Annotated in this window: 10 protein-coding genes; 8 read left to right on the top strand and 2 right to left on the bottom strand. The window is 56.1% G+C overall.

Annotated elements, in window-relative coordinates; translation table 11 throughout:
* Positions 1-47: 47 nt before the first annotated feature.
* Positions 48-821, top strand: a complete 774-nt coding sequence (locus tag PAT9B_RS15940) for an FCD domain-containing protein (RefSeq protein ID WP_041525987.1) — start codon at positions 48-50, stop codon at positions 819-821.
* Positions 821-1,279 (top strand): GNAT family N-acetyltransferase, encoded by a 459-nt coding sequence (locus tag PAT9B_RS15935; protein WP_013510303.1) that lies wholly within the window; start codon positions 821-823, stop codon positions 1,277-1,279. The genes PAT9B_RS15940 and PAT9B_RS15935 overlap by 1 nt, the downstream gene beginning before the upstream one ends.
* Here PAT9B_RS15935 and PAT9B_RS15930 read toward each other — a convergent pair.
* Together PAT9B_RS15930 and galR are read right to left on the bottom strand one after the other, a co-directional pair.
* A complete protein-coding gene (locus PAT9B_RS15930) occupies positions 1,265-2,788 on the bottom strand; it encodes a methyl-accepting chemotaxis protein (protein WP_013510302.1) in 1,524 nt (507 codons plus the stop codon). The two genes, PAT9B_RS15935 and PAT9B_RS15930, sit on opposite strands and share 15 nt — an antisense overlap.
* A 165-nt stretch (positions 2,789-2,953) precedes the next feature.
* Positions 2,954-3,955, bottom strand: coding sequence for an HTH-type transcriptional regulator GalR (galR, locus tag PAT9B_RS15925; RefSeq protein ID WP_013510301.1), 1,002 nt, complete (start codon positions 3,953-3,955; stop codon positions 2,954-2,956).
* 194 nt (positions 3,956-4,149) lie between these two features.
* On the opposite strand from galR, the gene PAT9B_RS15920 reads away from it, so the two are divergent.
* The 6 genes from PAT9B_RS15920 (at position 4,150) to PAT9B_RS15895 (ending at position 15,003) form a co-directional block, all read left to right on the top strand.
* Positions 4,150-6,423 (top strand): molybdopterin-dependent oxidoreductase, encoded by a 2,274-nt coding sequence (locus PAT9B_RS15920; RefSeq protein WP_041525842.1) that lies wholly within the window; start codon positions 4,150-4,152, stop codon positions 6,421-6,423.
* Between the two features lie 271 nt (positions 6,424-6,694).
* Complete coding sequence (locus PAT9B_RS15915; protein ID WP_013510299.1) at positions 6,695-8,425, top strand: penicillin-binding transpeptidase domain-containing protein; 1,731 nt, start codon at positions 6,695-6,697, stop codon at positions 8,423-8,425.
* 424 nt (positions 8,426-8,849) lie between these two features.
* A complete protein-coding gene (locus tag PAT9B_RS15910) occupies positions 8,850-9,038 on the top strand; it encodes a hypothetical protein (RefSeq protein ID WP_013510298.1) in 189 nt (62 codons plus the stop codon).
* Between the two features lie 288 nt (positions 9,039-9,326).
* Entirely contained in the window at positions 9,327-10,463 is a 1,137-nt protein-coding gene (locus tag PAT9B_RS15905; protein WP_013510297.1) for an efflux RND transporter periplasmic adaptor subunit, read from the top strand.
* A gap of 9 nt (positions 10,464-10,472) precedes the next feature.
* Positions 10,473-13,607 carry an efflux RND transporter permease subunit gene (locus PAT9B_RS15900; RefSeq protein ID WP_013510296.1) on the top strand — a complete coding sequence of 1,045 codons (3,135 nt, stop codon included), beginning with the start codon at positions 10,473-10,475 and terminating at the stop codon, positions 13,605-13,607.
* Positions 13,597-15,003, top strand: coding sequence for an efflux transporter outer membrane subunit (locus PAT9B_RS15895; RefSeq protein ID WP_013510295.1), 1,407 nt, complete (start codon positions 13,597-13,599; stop codon positions 15,001-15,003). Before PAT9B_RS15900 ends, PAT9B_RS15895 begins: the two co-directional genes overlap by 11 nt.
* Positions 15,004-15,110: the final 107 nt, after the last annotated feature.

Raw genomic sequence — 15,110 nt, 5'->3', positions numbered from 1 at the left:
GGGAGGCGGCTGCAACCTTGCGCGCCATGATGCAAAAAGGTGAAAGCGTGGAAAAAGCCGAAGCGCCACAAGAGAAAAAGCAGTATCAGGAAATTGGGCAACATCTGCGCCAGCAAATCATTGATGGGCATTATCCGGTTGGCTCACGTCTGCCGCCGGAGCGTCAATTGGCCGAGACCTGGGGCGTCAGCCGTACCATTGTGCGTGAAGCCTTGTTGATGCTGGAGCTGGAAGGGACGGTGGATATCCGTCAAAGCTCTGGTGTGTATGTGATGCGCATCCCTTCCGACAGCGATGACGCGGAAGAGGCCTTTTTCCGCAGCGATGTTGGCCCGTTTGAGATGTTACAGGCGCGTCAGTTGCTGGAAAGCAATATTGCTGCCTTTGCCGCCAAAATGGCCACCAAAGCCGATATTGAAAACCTGCGTCGTACCCTTGAGCAGGAACAACGGGCGATTGCGCTTAATGACAGCAGTCAGGATAACGATAAGTTATTTCATCTGCTGCTGGCCGGTGCGACGCAAAACCAGATGCTGCTGGATACCGTCACCAGCGTCTGGCGACATCATGAATCCAGTCCGCTGTGGCAGCAGCTGCGCCCACAGTTCGAAACCCGCGCATATCGTTTAAAGTGGCTGGGCGATCATCAAACCATCCTGGCCGCCTTACGCCGCCGGGATGTGATGGGGTCCTGGCAGGCAATGTGGCAGCATCTGGAAAATGTGAAAAACACCCTGTTGGAATTGTCAGATGCTGATGCGCCAGATTTTGACGGCTATCTGTTTGAATCGGTGCCAATTTTTCAGGGGAAATTGATGTAATGCAGATCCTGCCACTGAATGAAGTGCCGCAGTTTGCTGAACAGATAACCGACTGGCTGTGGCAGGCGTTTGGCACCGGGACCACGCGCGAGTTTTACGCCAGCATTGTGCAAAGCAGCCTGAATGGCGCTGATTTCCCGATCACCTTTGTCGCGCTCGATGCGGGACAGGCGGTGGGCACCGTCGGTTTCTGGCGCTGTGATTTAATCAGCCGTCAGGATCTCTATCCATGGCTGGCGGCGTTATATATCGACGAAAGCGCACGTGGGCAGGGCGTCAGCCAGGCGTTGCAACAGCATGTCATCCACTACGCGCGGCAGCGTGGCTACAACCGGCTCTGGTTGTGGTCAACCTTCGCCGGTTATTACGAACGTTTTGGCTGGCAGTTTGTTGAGGAAGCGCTGGAGTATCCGGATACACGTGTGCGCGTGTATCAGCGCGATTTACACGCGATGTAAACGGAATGCACCCACCAGGCGTGAAACATGCTCCGCCTGTTCCTGCAATGATTGCGATGCCGCCGAAGCCTGTTCCACCAGCGCGGCGTTCTGCTGCGTCACATCATCCATCTGGTCAATCGCCCGATGTACCTGGTTGATCCCCTGACTCTGCTCGGTTGCTGCGGTGGAGATTTCACTCACCAGATGGTTGACCTTCGCTATCACCTCATTGACTGACTGAATGCTATCGCCCACCTGCGCCGCCTGCTGCGCGCCGGATTCAATCAAATTGGTGGAGGCTTCAATCAGCGTTTTAATTTCCCGGGCGGCGGTGGTGGAACGATGCGAGAGATTACGCACTTCTCCGGCCACCACAGCAAAGCCTTTACCGTGCTCGCCAGCACGCGCGGCTTCCACCGCAGCGTTTAACGCCAGGATATTGGTTTGAAAAGCAATGCCTTCAATCAACCCGGTAATGTCTTTCACTTTCAGGGCGCTTAAATGAATGTCGTTCATGGTGCCGAGCATGGTATTCAGCGACTCGGTGCTTTGACGCGACAGGGTGCTGGCGTTATCCGCCAGTTGGGTGGCATCGCGGGTATGGTCGGCGGTCTGGCGTACCGTTTCGCTCAGCTCCGTCATGCTGGATGCGGTCTGCTCCAGTGAGGCTGCTTGCTGTTCAGTACGGGCCGACAGGTCTTCATTACCGGCGGCAATCTGCGTTGAAGCGCTGCTCACCGAGCTGGCGGCGTTGTTCACTGCTGTCAGCGCCTGCGAAATATGTCGCATCAGTTTGTTAAAGGAGCCCGCCATTTTACTCACTTCATCATTGCGGCTCTCATCCGCTGCCACCGTCAGATCGAGATGTTCGGTGGCCTGCGCCATGATGGCGGAAATATTGTTCAGGCTGCGGCGGATTTGCTTAATGGTCAGCAAGGCAAATATCACAATCATCAGCACTGCGACGGTGATACCGGCTACCGTCGCCCAACTGACAAAGTGAAAAATGGTGCGATTGGTGGCGCGGAGTTGATCGCCAACCGCCATGTTTAGCGTCATTTGCTGGCGGTAACCGGCAATCAATGTCTGCAACGCACCGCCTATACCGTTAGCATTGGCCAGTACGTTTGGTTCATTGGCTTTGACCGCGTCGAGAAAGGCGGGCAGACGCTGGTTCATCAGCTTAAGGGTGTCCGTCGCCTGTTGCGCCAGTTGGGCGTCTTTATCATCGGCGATATGGTGGTTTTGATAAGCCTGCTGTTGGTCACGAATGCCGGCGATCTGTTGCGTCAGCTGGGCTTCAAGTGAATCGGTGGGGCTGTTTTGATATTGATACAAACTCAGCCACAGTTGCTGGCTACGGTCGGTGAGGTCACTCAGCAGTTTGATTGAGGGAATGGCGCGGCTTTGTACATTTTCGAAGCGATCCTGAAATCCGCTGATAAAGCTGATCGCCAGCGTCCCCTGCGCGATGATAACCGCGGTGATAAAACCCAGAGCCAGAAGTAAACGTCTGGAAATGCTCATCTTTCCTCCTTAAATTGCAATCGATCCTTGCTGGCAAGGCCAGAAAAGTCCGGCACAGGTATCGGCAGAAACGTTAAGAAGATGAGGGATATTTAACAGTCGCATTCCAATTTTGTGATGAATGCCCAGGGCGATTTTCATCGCCCTTACGGATCACGATAAAATTTAACCCGGCCCGCTGACGGAATGGCGACGCACCAACGTTGGGCTAAACATATTGGTCACTTCCGGCATCGGCAGGTCGTTTGCCAGCGCTAACGCCAGCTGGGCGGCTTGCTGTGCCATGGTCACAATCGGGTAACGTACCGTGGTCAGGCGCGGGCGCACGTAGCGCGACACCAGCACATCGTCGAAACCAATCAGCGACATCTCTTCCGGCACGCGGATACCGTTATCGCTTAGTACCGCCAGCGCCCCGGCGGCCATCGAGTCGTTATAACAGGCCACGGCGGTGAACTGTTTACCGCGGCCCAGCAATTCGGTCATCGCCTGTTCGCCGCCCACTTCATCCGGCTCGCCCCAGGCGACCAGCCGATCATTACTTGGCAGGCCGTGTTCCTTCAGCGCATCGTAATAACCCTGTAAGCGATCTTCGGCGTCAGAAATGGTGTGGGTGGAACAAATAAAGGCAATCTGCGTGTGGCCCTGCTGAATCAGGTGGCGCGTTGCCAGCCAGGCACCGTAGCGGTCATCCAACGCAATGCAACGCGACTCAAACCCCTTCAGCAACCGGTTCAGCAGCACCATCCCTGGCACCTGTTTCATCAGTTGTTCCAGATCGTCGTCCGGGATCTTTTTGGCGTGCACCACCAGCGCCGCGCAGCGATGGCGCATCAGTTGCTCAATCGCCTGACGCTCTTTTTGTTCATTATGGTAACCGTTACCAATCAGCAAAAAGTTGCCGGTCTGACCGGCCACTTCATCGACCGCCTTAACCATGGCTCCGAAGAACGGGTCGGAAACATCGCCGACCACCAGGCCGAGGGTTTCGGTGGATTGCTGCGCCAGCGCGCGTGCGTTGGCGTTCGGGTGATACTGCAACTGCTCCATTGCCATGGTGACGGCGAGGCGTGAACTCTCGCTGGCCTTGGGGGAATTATTAATCACGCGGGACACGGTCGCGACCGAGACCCCAGCCATTCTGGCAACATCCTTAATGGTAGCCATGCGTTAACCTGCTTCCGGGAAAACGTTTACACATCCCCCCAGTGTTACGGAAATCCCCCAGCGTCGCAACCCGGCAGAATGCCAGCGCTGTCGCAAAAGTGCGGAAAATCAGACGCTCGCACCAGACTTTAGCCCGGCGCAGCCCCCATGTTATGCTGGCGTAACGAATCACACCTGCCTGCCGGACTCTAATGATGAAAACACGCGTGCCACATCTGGCGCACTGGGGCGCTTTTACCGCAGTGACGGAAAATGGCCGTCTCACGGGTTGCGAACCGTTCTTTGCCGATGCCGATCCCTCACCGATGCTGAATACCATCCCTGAGCTGGTTTATTCGGACAAACGTATCCGCCAACCGATGGTGCGCCGTTCGTGGTTGAAATCCCGGGAGAACAGCGATCGCACGCTGCGTGGCCGTGAAGATTTTGTCGCGGTGGACTGGGACACCGCGCTGGACCTGGTGGCGGAAGAGAATCGCCGGGTACGCGACCGCTACGGTGCGTCGGGCATTTTTAACGGCTCCTATGGCTGGTCCTCGGCCGGGCGCGTGAACCACGCACGCACGCTGATCCGTCGCTTCTATTTTCAGGGCGGCGGCGGAGTTGACCAACAGGGCAACTACAGCTGGGGGGCGGCGCAGTTCTTTTTACCTTATGTGATTGGCACTTACATGCCGCTGACCGGCCGCGTTACCGACTGGCCGGATGTGGTAGAACATGCCGAGATCTTTATCGCCTTTGGCGGCCTGGCGCTGAAAAATGGTCAGGTGGCTTCCGGCGGGGCCGGGCAACACAGCCTGAAACCGGCGCTGGAACAGCTGACCGCCAAAGGCACGCCAATCATCAACATCAGCCCGATGCGTGATGACTGTCCGGCGTTCGTCAATGCCGAATGGATTCCGATTCGTCCCAATACGGATGTGGCGCTGATGCTGGCGTTGGGCTTTGAAATTACCCGACGTCAGGCGGTGGATGAGGCGTTTCTCGCCAGTCACTGCACCGGCTGGCCGCAGCTGCGGGCCTATTTGCTGGGCGAGAACGATGGTATCGCCAAATCGCCAGCGTGGGCCAGTCAGATCACCGGCATCCCAGCGGCGCGCATTACGTTGTTGGCCCAACAGTTGATCGGTAAACGCAGCTTTATCACCTGTTCTTATTCGGTACAGCGCGCACATCGCGGTGAACAGCCGTACTGGATGATGATCGCGCTGTCGTCGATGCTGGGGCAGCCTGGCTTGCCCGGCGGCGGTTTCTCCTTTGGTCATGGTTCGATGAACAGCGTCGGCAACCCACGCCAGGAGGGACCCGCTCCGCTGATGAGTACCGGACCGAATCCGTCGGGTCTGGCGATTCCGGTGGCGCGCATCAGCGATATGCTGCTCAACCCCGGCCAGCCATATCGCTTCCAGGGGGAAACCCTGCACTACCCGGACATTCATCTGGTGCATTGGGCCGGTGGCAACCCGTTCCATCATCACCAGCAACTGAATCGACTGGTTGAGGGCTGGCAGCGCCCGGATACCGTAGTGGTGCAGGATATCGTCTGGACGCCTGCGGCGCAGATGGCGGACATCGTGCTACCTGCCACCACCACGCTGGAGCGCAATGATATTGGTGGCTCCTCGCGCGATCGCTTTGTGCTGGCAATGCATCAGGCGGTAAAACCGCAACATCAGGCGCGCCATGATTTTGATATCTTTGCCGATTTGGCCGACCGTCTCGGCTATCGCGACGTGTTTACCGAAGGCCGCAATGAGATGCAATGGATTGAGCATCTCTATCAGCAGTGCGCGGTGGCGCATGCGCGCAAAGGGATTCACTTCCCCGAATTTGGTGAATTCTGGCAGCGGGGCTATGTCGAAATTCCGCAAGGGGGGGCACCTTACGTATTTATGGATGCGTTTCGTGCCAACCCGGTGGCGAATCCGATTCAAACCGCCAGCGGCAAGATAGAACTGTTTTGCCAGACCATTGCGGATTACCAGTTGGAGGATTTTGCCGGCCACCCGGAATGGCGTGAGCCACAGGAGTGGCTGGGGGCAAAATTGAGCGAGCAGTTCCCGCTGCATATGATCTCGATTCAACCGTCCGATCGTCTGCACAGCCAGCTCGATGCCACCGCCACGGTGCAGGCCAACAAAACCGCCGGACGAGAAACCCTGTATATGCATCCGCAGGATGCGGCAGTGCGTGCCATTAAGGAGGGCGATGCGATCGAAGTCAGCAACGCGCGTGGTCGCATGTTGGCGGGGGTACGCCTGACCGATGGCCTGACGCCAGGAGTGGTCATCATCTCAACCGGAGCTTGGTTTGACCCGGGGTTTGGCGGTGCCTGGCAGCCGTGGGATCGCGCCGGAAACCCGAATGTGCTGACGCTGGATATCGGCACCTCGTCGTTAACGCAGGGGCCAAATGCCATGAGTTGCCTGGTGGAAATCAAAAAACATGAGGTTTGCACAATCCAGTAAGAATCTCATCGCTGGTTACATTTTGCGGGTAACTGTTGCGTTTGAGAGATGGCATCCCGTCTCTGCGCCTTGCTACAGTCAGGGTCCCAGAGGTATTGATGGGTGAACATCAAAAAGTTTTCTTGATTACACCGACCTGCGCAGATGCGCAGGTTTTTTTTGCCCGCACGTTTCGCTAACGAACTGAAACACAGTTTTCCTGTTATCCCGCCTCGCGTTTCTTTATAACTGCTGCGTATAGCCTGTTTATCTATTCCGCTGCGGTAATATCATGCCCCGAATAAAAAAATTTCTGGGAAAAGACCAGATCCAAGCTCCATTTAATCCATTTCGCTTTCGCCTGATCTGTTTGGGTGTGCTTTCCTGTCTGGGTTTGTTGCTGGCACGCGTCGGTGATTTACAGCTGATTAACCATCCGATGCTGGAACATGAAGCGGATCAACGCTCATTACGTACCGTGACGCTGCCCACCAACCGTGGCACCCTGCTGGATCGCGACGGCGAAGCGCTGGCACTCAGCGTGCCGTCGCGTGACATCATCGCTGACCCGATGCGAGTACTGGAGAGCAACCCGGATTTTACCAGCGCCAAATGGGCCTACATGGCGAATGCGCTGAATATGCGCCCGGATCAGCTGGCGCAGCAGATTGTCGCGAACCCGAAAAAGCGTTTCCTCTATCTGGGGCGCAAAATTGAGCTGAGTATTGCCAAAGATATCGCCGCGCTGAAGCTCAAAGGCATCAGCTCGGTGTATGACGACAGCCGTTTCTACCCGATGAGTGAGGCCGCCGCGCCGTTGATTGGTATCGTTGGGGCGGATAACAACGGGCTGAATGGCCTGGAGAAAGGTTTTGATCGCCTGTTGCAGGGAGAAGAGGGCAAAGAGGTCTATCGCCAGGATAAAAATGGCGACATCATCTCGATGATTGATTACCAGCCACCGCAGCAGCCACCGACGGTCCAGCTCAGTATCGATAAATTCGACCAGTACACGTTGTTCAGTAAACTGCGTGACGGCGTATTGCTGAATAAGGCGGATTCGGGTGCCGCGGTGTTGATCAAAATCGACACCGGGGAAATTCTGGCGATGGCGTCCTATCCGTCGTTTAACCCCAACAACTACGACGATGCCACCCCGGCACAGATGCGTAACTCGGCGATTAACGACAGCTATGAACCCGGTTCCACGGTGAAACCGCTGGTGGTGCTGGAAGGTCTGGAGCGTCATCTGGTGCGCCCTGACTCGGTGATTGATACCTCACCTTATTCGGTGAATGGCCATCTGATTCGTGACGTGGGGCACTGGCCGCGTCTGACCATGACCGGGATTTTGCAGAAATCGAGTGATATCGGTGTTTCCCATATCGCGCTGGCGATGCCAGCAGAGGCGCTGGTCAACACTTATCAGGCCTTTGGTCTGGGCAAGCCTACCGGACTGGGGCTGACCGGTGAAAGCATCGGTTACTTCCCGCTCCATCGTGAACGCTGGGCGGATATCGAGCGAGCCACCTTTGCCTTCGGCTACGGCTTACGTGTCACGCCGCTGCAAATTGCACGTGAGTACGCCACCCTTGGCTCTTACGGTATTTACCGACCATTGTCGATTACCAAGGTGACACCGCCGGTGCTGGGCACCCAGGTCGCCGATCCACAAATGGTACAAACCGTGGTGCATATGCTGGAGAGTGATGTCTTGCCGGGCGGCACCGGGGTGAAAGCGGCGGTGCCGGGTTATCGCCTGGCAACCAAAACCGGTACGGCAGAGAAAATGGGCACCAGCGGCAAGTACGATGGCGGCTACGTCAACTACACCGCCGGTATTGCCCCTGCCAGCCATCCGGAAGTCGCACTGGTGGTGATGATCAACCATCCAACCGCCGGGGACCACTTCGGTGGCTCGGTCGCTGCGCCGGTATTCGGCAACATTATGGGGCCGGTACTGAAGCACATGAACATTGCGCCGGATGCTATCTACAGCAAACCGCCTTCGGATAAATCTTAACAAAATCAGGATGTAACCGAGGTGGCGGAGTTTTCACACCTCGTTGCATTTCCCCGAATTCGGTTGCGTTTTTCGGCTGTCGTCATCACACCGATGATGCGAGGATAAAAGTCCCAGAGGTATTGATTGGTGTGAAGATCGGCAGCCGATGCTGCTCACCCTGTTCAGTTGCACCGACCCACGCAGATGCGTGGGTTTTTTTTACCGGTGATACCGCGTCAAACCGCGGGTTATCATCCTGCTAAATCGTTCACACCTCTTATCTATCTCTTAACGTTCCACCGCCAACAAAAAAATATCTCGTCGTGTAACGTATTACCCAACGCACCGCGATGTCGCATTCCATCAAGGTCCGCCAGCCCCTTACTGTGTTGGTAGCGCAGGTAAGGGGCGTATTTAATGCCTTTGTTGAGTCGACAACCCTATGCCAAAAATCAAAGACAGAACGCCGAAAGGCGAGGGCCGCTCAGCGGCTTTTCAACTGCGTATTCATCCTGAGTTGCATAATCAGTTACGCGAACTGACCGATGACGACAATGTGACCTTGTCCTGTTGGTTAAAGGATTTGGCGCGACGTGAATTACGTCGTCGTGGCATTGAGCCGAAAGGGTAATGAGCGCGATAAATCGCGCCGCTACATCAGGGGACAAAGTTTAGCAGTGGCGCTAAAAGTCGACGATCCCGTAGCGGCGCGATTTATCGCGCGATAACTTTTTCACATACCTGAAAACCCGCGAAAAGCTAAAAAACACAGCGATTTATCGCACGAAAGGTTTACCATTTTCGTTTCGAAAATATGTTTTACGCAACCTTAACAGCTCCGCCATTGCCTCCTGCCTACAATGACTTTCCTTGAGAGTAATCATTCTCATTACTTTCCCCAATCTTGTTGAGAAAAACTATGCGCCTGAAACTTCTTTCTGCCAGCGTGGTGTTTTTACTGGCAGCCTGTGATCAGGGTGGAGCGACACCCGCCGCGTCTGCGACACCGCAAGTCGGCGTTGTTACTCTGAAAACTGAGCCCGTAACGCTGGTAACGCAATTGCCTGGCCGTACTAATGCGGTCCGTACCGCTCAGGTGCGCCCGCAGGTGAGTGGTGTGATCCAAAAAATCCTCTTCACCGAAGGTGGGGAAGTCAAAGAGGGGCAGCCGTTGTATCAGATTGATCCGGCGACCTATAAAGCGTCTTACGACAAAGCGATGGCCACCTGGCAAAACGACGCGATGGTGGCGAAACGCTATCAGCCGCTGGCCGCCGCGCATGCCATCAGTCAGCAGACCTACGATGACGCTGTGGCAGCGGAGCGTGAAGCCAAAGCGGATGTTGAAACCGCTAAGGTCAACCTCGATTACACCCTGGTAAAAGCGCCGATCTCCGGGCATATCAGCCGTTCGCTCTACACCGCCGGTGCACTGGTCACCAGCGGGCAAACTGACTACCTTGCCACCATTACCCAGCTTGACCCGATCTATGTTGATGTGAATGAATCGGCCACCGATCTGCTGCGTCTGCGTCGGGCACTGGCGGAAGGCAAAATTGCCAAAGTGGGTGATAACACCGCAGCGGTAGGTTTATCGCTGGAAGATGGCAGCACATACGACAAGCAAGGCAAGCTGGCCTTCTCGGAGGTCAACGTCGACACCGCGACCGGTACCGTGGTGCTGCGTGCCGTGTTCCCGAACGCCAACAACGAATTGCTGCCGGGCATGTATGTCCATGCCAGCTTCCCGCAGGGCATTCAGCAGCAGGGCATTCTGGTGCCGCAGGAATCCATCATGCATGACACCAAAGGGCAGCCTTATGTCTATGTGGTGAAAAGCGACAACACCATTGAGCAGCGCAGCATCAGCACCGGCGAAATGATCCACGGTGAATGGCTGGTGAGCGGTGGCTTGCAAGAGGGTGAAAAGGTGGTGGTGAATAACCTGCAAAGCGTTCGCAGCGGCGTCAAGGTGACCACCACCGCCGCCAATACCAATGACACGCCATCTGCCAATGCCGTCAGCCTCTCCATGACTGATGCTGCGGCACAATAAGGGGGCGTCATGTCTAAGTTTTTTATTGAGCGCCCCATATTTGCGTGGGTCATCGCGATCATTGTGATGCTGGTTGGGGCGATTGCTACGCTCAACTTGCCGGTTAACCAATATCCGAATATCTCGCCGCCAGCGGTCTCCATCTCGGTGACCTATCCCGGTGCCAGCGCCGAAACCACGCAGAATACCGTGGTACAGGTGATTGAGCAGCAGCTTAACGGCCTGGACGGTTTGCGCTATCTGGAGTCGAGCAGTGCCTCAGACGGTAGTGCGCAGATCATCGCCACCTTTAATCAGGGTATTAACCCGGATATCGCCCAGGTACAGGTGCAGGACCGCGTCTCTCTCGCCGAATCACAGCTGCCGACCGATGTGACTGATCAGGGTATTCGTATCCGTAAATATCAGAAAAACTTCATGATGGTCGTGGGGCTGATTTCGAAAGACGGCAAGCTGACTAACGGCGACCTGGCCGATATGCTGGTGTCGAAGCTGGAAGACCCGATTTCACGTACCCCGGGCGTCGGTGACTTTATGGTGCTGGGTTCCGAATATGCGATGCGTATCTGGCTCGACCCCGCCAAGTTGTACAAATACAACCTGATGCCAAGCGATGTCAGCACCGCTATCACCAACCAGAACGTGCAGGTTTCATCGGGTTCGTTAGGGGGGCTGCCCACCATTCAGGGCGCAAAAACCCAGGCGACCGTACTGGGTAAAACCCGTTTCACCACCGTGAAACAGTTTGAGAACGTGCTGCTGAAAGTGAACAGCGACGGTTCGCAGGTACGTCTGAAAGATGTGGCCTCGGTTGCCCTCGGTCCACAGACCTACGGCATTGACGCCACCCTGAACGGCAAGCCTGCGGCCGGTATCGCGCTGCGCCTGGCGACCGGTGCTAACGAGCTGAACACCGCTAAAGCGGTACGTCAGACCATTGCCGATCTGAAAAACTCGCTGCCGGATAACGTGGAAGTCACCTATCCCTATGACACCTCACCGGTGGTCAGCGCCTCCATCGAAGAAGTGGTGAAAACCCTGATCGAGGCAGTGATCCTGGTGTTCTTCGTCATGCTGGTGTTCCTGCAAAACCTGCGTGCGACGCTGATCACCACCCTGGTGGTGCCGGTAGTGCTGCTGGGAACGTTCGGTATCCTCGCCGCCTTTGGTTACAGCATCAACACCCTGACGATGTTCGGGATGGTGCTGGCGATAGGGCTATTGGTGGATGATGCCATCGTGGTGGTGGAGAACGTCGAGCGTGTGATGCACGAAGAAAAGCTCGACCCGAAAACCGCCACCATCAAATCGATGCAGCAGATTCAGGGCGCGTTGTTCGGTATCGCGCTGGTGCTGTCGGCGGTACTGCTGCCGATGGCGTTCTTCTCCGGCTCGACGGGGGTTATCTATCGTCAGTTCTCGATCACCATTGTGTCCGCAATGGCGCTGTCGGTGATTATGGCGTTGATCTTTACCCCGGCGCTCTGTGCCACCTTCCTGAAAGCCAGTTCGGCGGAACATAAAACCACCGGGTTTGCCGGTTGGTTTAACCGTAAGTTCGACAGCGGTGCGATGCACTACACCCGTGGGGTGAATAAAGTCATCTCGCGTCGTGGCCTGTTTATGGTGGTGTATCTGGTGATTGTCGGGGTGACCGGCTTCCTGTTTACCCGCGTGCCGACCACCTTCCTGCCGAACGAAGACCAGGGCCTGATGATGGTACAGATGACCCTGCCGGTTAACTCGTCATCTCAGCGTACCCAGCAGGTGATCAACGATCTGAATGATTACCTGCAAAAAAATGAGGCTTCGGTGGTCACCACCACCTTCGGAGTGGCGGGCTTTAACTTCGCTGGCCGTGGGCAGAGTAATGCCATGGCGTTTGTGCGCCTGAAAGACTGGGGCGATCGTACTCACAGCGGGCAGAGTGTGCAGGATTTGGCGAACCGGGTGATGGCGCATTTTGCCAACTACAAAAACGCCAAAATCTTCGCCATGGTGCCTCCGGCGGTCATGGAATTGGGTAACGCCACCGGTTTTGACCTCTATTTGCAGGATACCGGTGCGCATAGCCACCAGCAGATGATGGATGCTACCCATCAGCTGATTGACCTGGCGAACAAAGATCCGCGTCTGGCTCAGGTCCGTATGAACGGCCTGGACGATGAACCGCAATACCAACTGGAGATCAATGACGAAAAAGCCAGTGCGCTTGGCCTGAGCATGACCGACATCAACAACACGCTGTCGGTGGCCTGGGGTTCCAGTTACGTCAATCAGTTCATGTACAACGGCCGTGTGAAAGAGGTGTACCTGATGGGGAAAGCGGATTCGCGTGTCACGCCGTCTGACCTCAATAAATGGTACTTCCGTAACACCAGCGGCACCATGGTGCCCTTCTCCGCCTTTGCCTCCGGGCACTGGGTTTACGGTTCGCCGCACTTTGAACGTTTTAACGGTCTGACGGCGGAAGAGATCCTCGGTTCTCCGGCGGCGGGTAAAAGTACCGGTGAAGCCATGAAGGCGGTGGAAGAATTGGCGCAACAGCTGCCGAAAGGCTTCCGCGTGCAGTGGTATGGCATCTCTTATGAGGAGCAGGCTTCCGGCAACCAGACGGCTCAGTTGTATGCCATCTCCATTCTGGTGGTGTTCCTGTGTCTCGCCGCACTGTATGAAAGCTGGTCGATTCCGTTCTCGGTGATTCTGGTGGTACCGCTGGGGGTACTGGGAACTATCTGTGCCGTGTTGTTACGCGGTTTGCAGAACGACGTCTTCTTCCAGGTTGGGCTATTAACCACCGTCGGGTTGGCGGCGAAGAACGCCATATTGATTGTTGAATTTGCCAAGGAGCTGCACGAGCGGGAAGGCAAGAGCCTGATAGAGGCGGCGGTAGAAGCGGCTCGTCTGCGTATCCGTCCGATCATCATGACCTCGATGGCCTTTATTCTCGGCGTATTGCCGCTCACCATTTCTAACGGTGCCGGCGCGGGCAGTCAGCACTCCATCGGTACGGCGGTCGCAGGCGGGATGATCACCGCAACCTTCCTCGCCATCTTCTTTGTGCCGATGTTCTACGTGGTGGTGGCGCAATTCTTTGCGCGTAAGAAAAAAGCATCCGTAGAGGGGGTGCAGCATGATAACTAAAACCTTCAATTGGGCGTTGCTGCCGCTGGCCGCCGCACTTGGCTTAACCGGTTGTACCATGGAGCCGCATTACCAGCGGCCATCGATGCCGGTGGATGCGCATTACGACCAGCCCACGGCGGTGGGCAACGTGGCGGACCTGCCGTGGCAGAACTTCTTTGCTGACGCCACGATGCGTAACCTGATCCAGCTATCGCTCGACAACAACCGCGACCTGCGCGTGGCGGCGCTAAACGTGGAAGAGGCGCGGAACGATGTGACGGTACAGCGTGCGGCATTGATGCCATCGATTGATGCCACGGCGAGCCAGACCTCGGCGCATGAGCCGGGGAATCTGTACAACACCAAAACCACCGGCCCGGTGACTTACCATGAGCTGAACGCCGGTCTTGGCGTCACCTCATGGGAGCTGGATTTCTTTGGCCGTTTGCGCAGCCTGCGTGACCAGGCCCAGGAAACGTATCTCTCCACGGCGGCCACGGAACGGGCCACCCGCATCTCGCTGATCTCCGAAGTGGCGACCGCATGGCTGACCTTGTGTTCGGATAATGATCTGCTGCATCTGGCGCAAAGCACCGCGCAGAGCCAGCAGGATTCATACCGTCTGACCAAGATGAGCTATGACGGTGGCGTCAGCAGCGATCAGGATCTGGCGGAATCGGAAAGCACGGTGCGTGCTGCCGAAGCTGACGTGGCCAGCTATACGCGCCAGGTACGTCAGGACGTCGATGCATTGCGTCTGCTGGTGGGTACCGATTTACCGGTGTCGCTGCTGTCACATGCCTCGCTGGACGCGAACTGGCAGTTCCCGGCCACGCCAGCCGGATTGCCGTCAGATTTGCTGACGCGTCGCCCGGATGTGATGGCGGCCGAGCACACCCTGAAAGCGGCTAACGCCAATATTGGTGCGGCGCGTGCTGCTTTCTTCCCGAGCATCACCCTGACCGCCTCAGGCGGTTCGACCAGCAGTTCGCTGGGCAGCTTGCTGGGTGCTGGCACCGGAGCCTGGTCGTTTGTTCCCTCGATTAATCTGCCCATTTTTGACGGTGGTAAAAATCAGGCTAACCTGAACATCGCACATATCGAGAAACGCATCGAGATCGCTAACTATGAAAAAGCGATCCAAACGGCGTTTAAAGAGGTGAACGATGCGCTGGCGGGACAGGACACCTGGCAGGATCAAATGACGGCCCTGCAAAAAGAGGTAGGTGCGAACCAGCGTGACTACGACTATTCTGAATTGCGCTATAAGCAGGGCGTTGATAATTATCTCAATGTGTTAGTTGCCCAACGTTCGCTTTACAGTGCACAACAGTCGTTGATCAGCGCGCATCTGGGCCAATTAAGCCAGAAAATCACCCTGTACAAGGCACTCGGTGGGGGCTGGAAATCCTGAGGATCTTAACGAAATCCTTACGGTTTGAGCATGGAATAAAACGCGCCTTTCAGCCGATAATACGCACAGTAATGATTTACCTTTGAAATAATCCCCTGTTTTTCAGG

The organism is Pantoea sp. At-9b (genome assembly GCF_000175935.2).
Taxonomy (GTDB): Bacteria; Pseudomonadota; Gammaproteobacteria; order Enterobacterales; family Enterobacteriaceae; genus Pantoea.
Note: the sequence above shows the minus strand (reverse complement) of the source record. Positions and strands in the feature narration are given on the sequence as shown.

Coding starts and splice junctions, on each gene's coding strand:
- PAT9B_RS15935 (WP_013510303.1), top strand. CDS start 821: ATGCAGATCCTGCCACTGAATGAAGTGCCGCAGTTTGCTGAACAGATA.
- PAT9B_RS15930 (WP_013510302.1), bottom strand. CDS start 2,788: ATGAGCATTTCCAGACGTTTACTTCTGGCTCTGGGTTTTATCACCGCG.
- galR (WP_013510301.1), bottom strand. CDS start 3,955: ATGGCTACCATTAAGGATGTTGCCAGAATGGCTGGGGTCTCGGTCGCG.
- PAT9B_RS15920 (WP_041525842.1), top strand. CDS start 4,150: ATGAAAACACGCGTGCCACATCTGGCGCACTGGGGCGCTTTTACCGCA.
- PAT9B_RS15915 (WP_013510299.1), top strand. CDS start 6,695: ATGCCCCGAATAAAAAAATTTCTGGGAAAAGACCAGATCCAAGCTCCA.
- PAT9B_RS15910 (WP_013510298.1), top strand. CDS start 8,850: ATGCCAAAAATCAAAGACAGAACGCCGAAAGGCGAGGGCCGCTCAGCG.
- PAT9B_RS15905 (WP_013510297.1), top strand. CDS start 9,327: ATGCGCCTGAAACTTCTTTCTGCCAGCGTGGTGTTTTTACTGGCAGCC.
- PAT9B_RS15900 (WP_013510296.1), top strand. CDS start 10,473: ATGTCTAAGTTTTTTATTGAGCGCCCCATATTTGCGTGGGTCATCGCG.
- PAT9B_RS15895 (WP_013510295.1), top strand. CDS start 13,597: ATGATAACTAAAACCTTCAATTGGGCGTTGCTGCCGCTGGCCGCCGCA.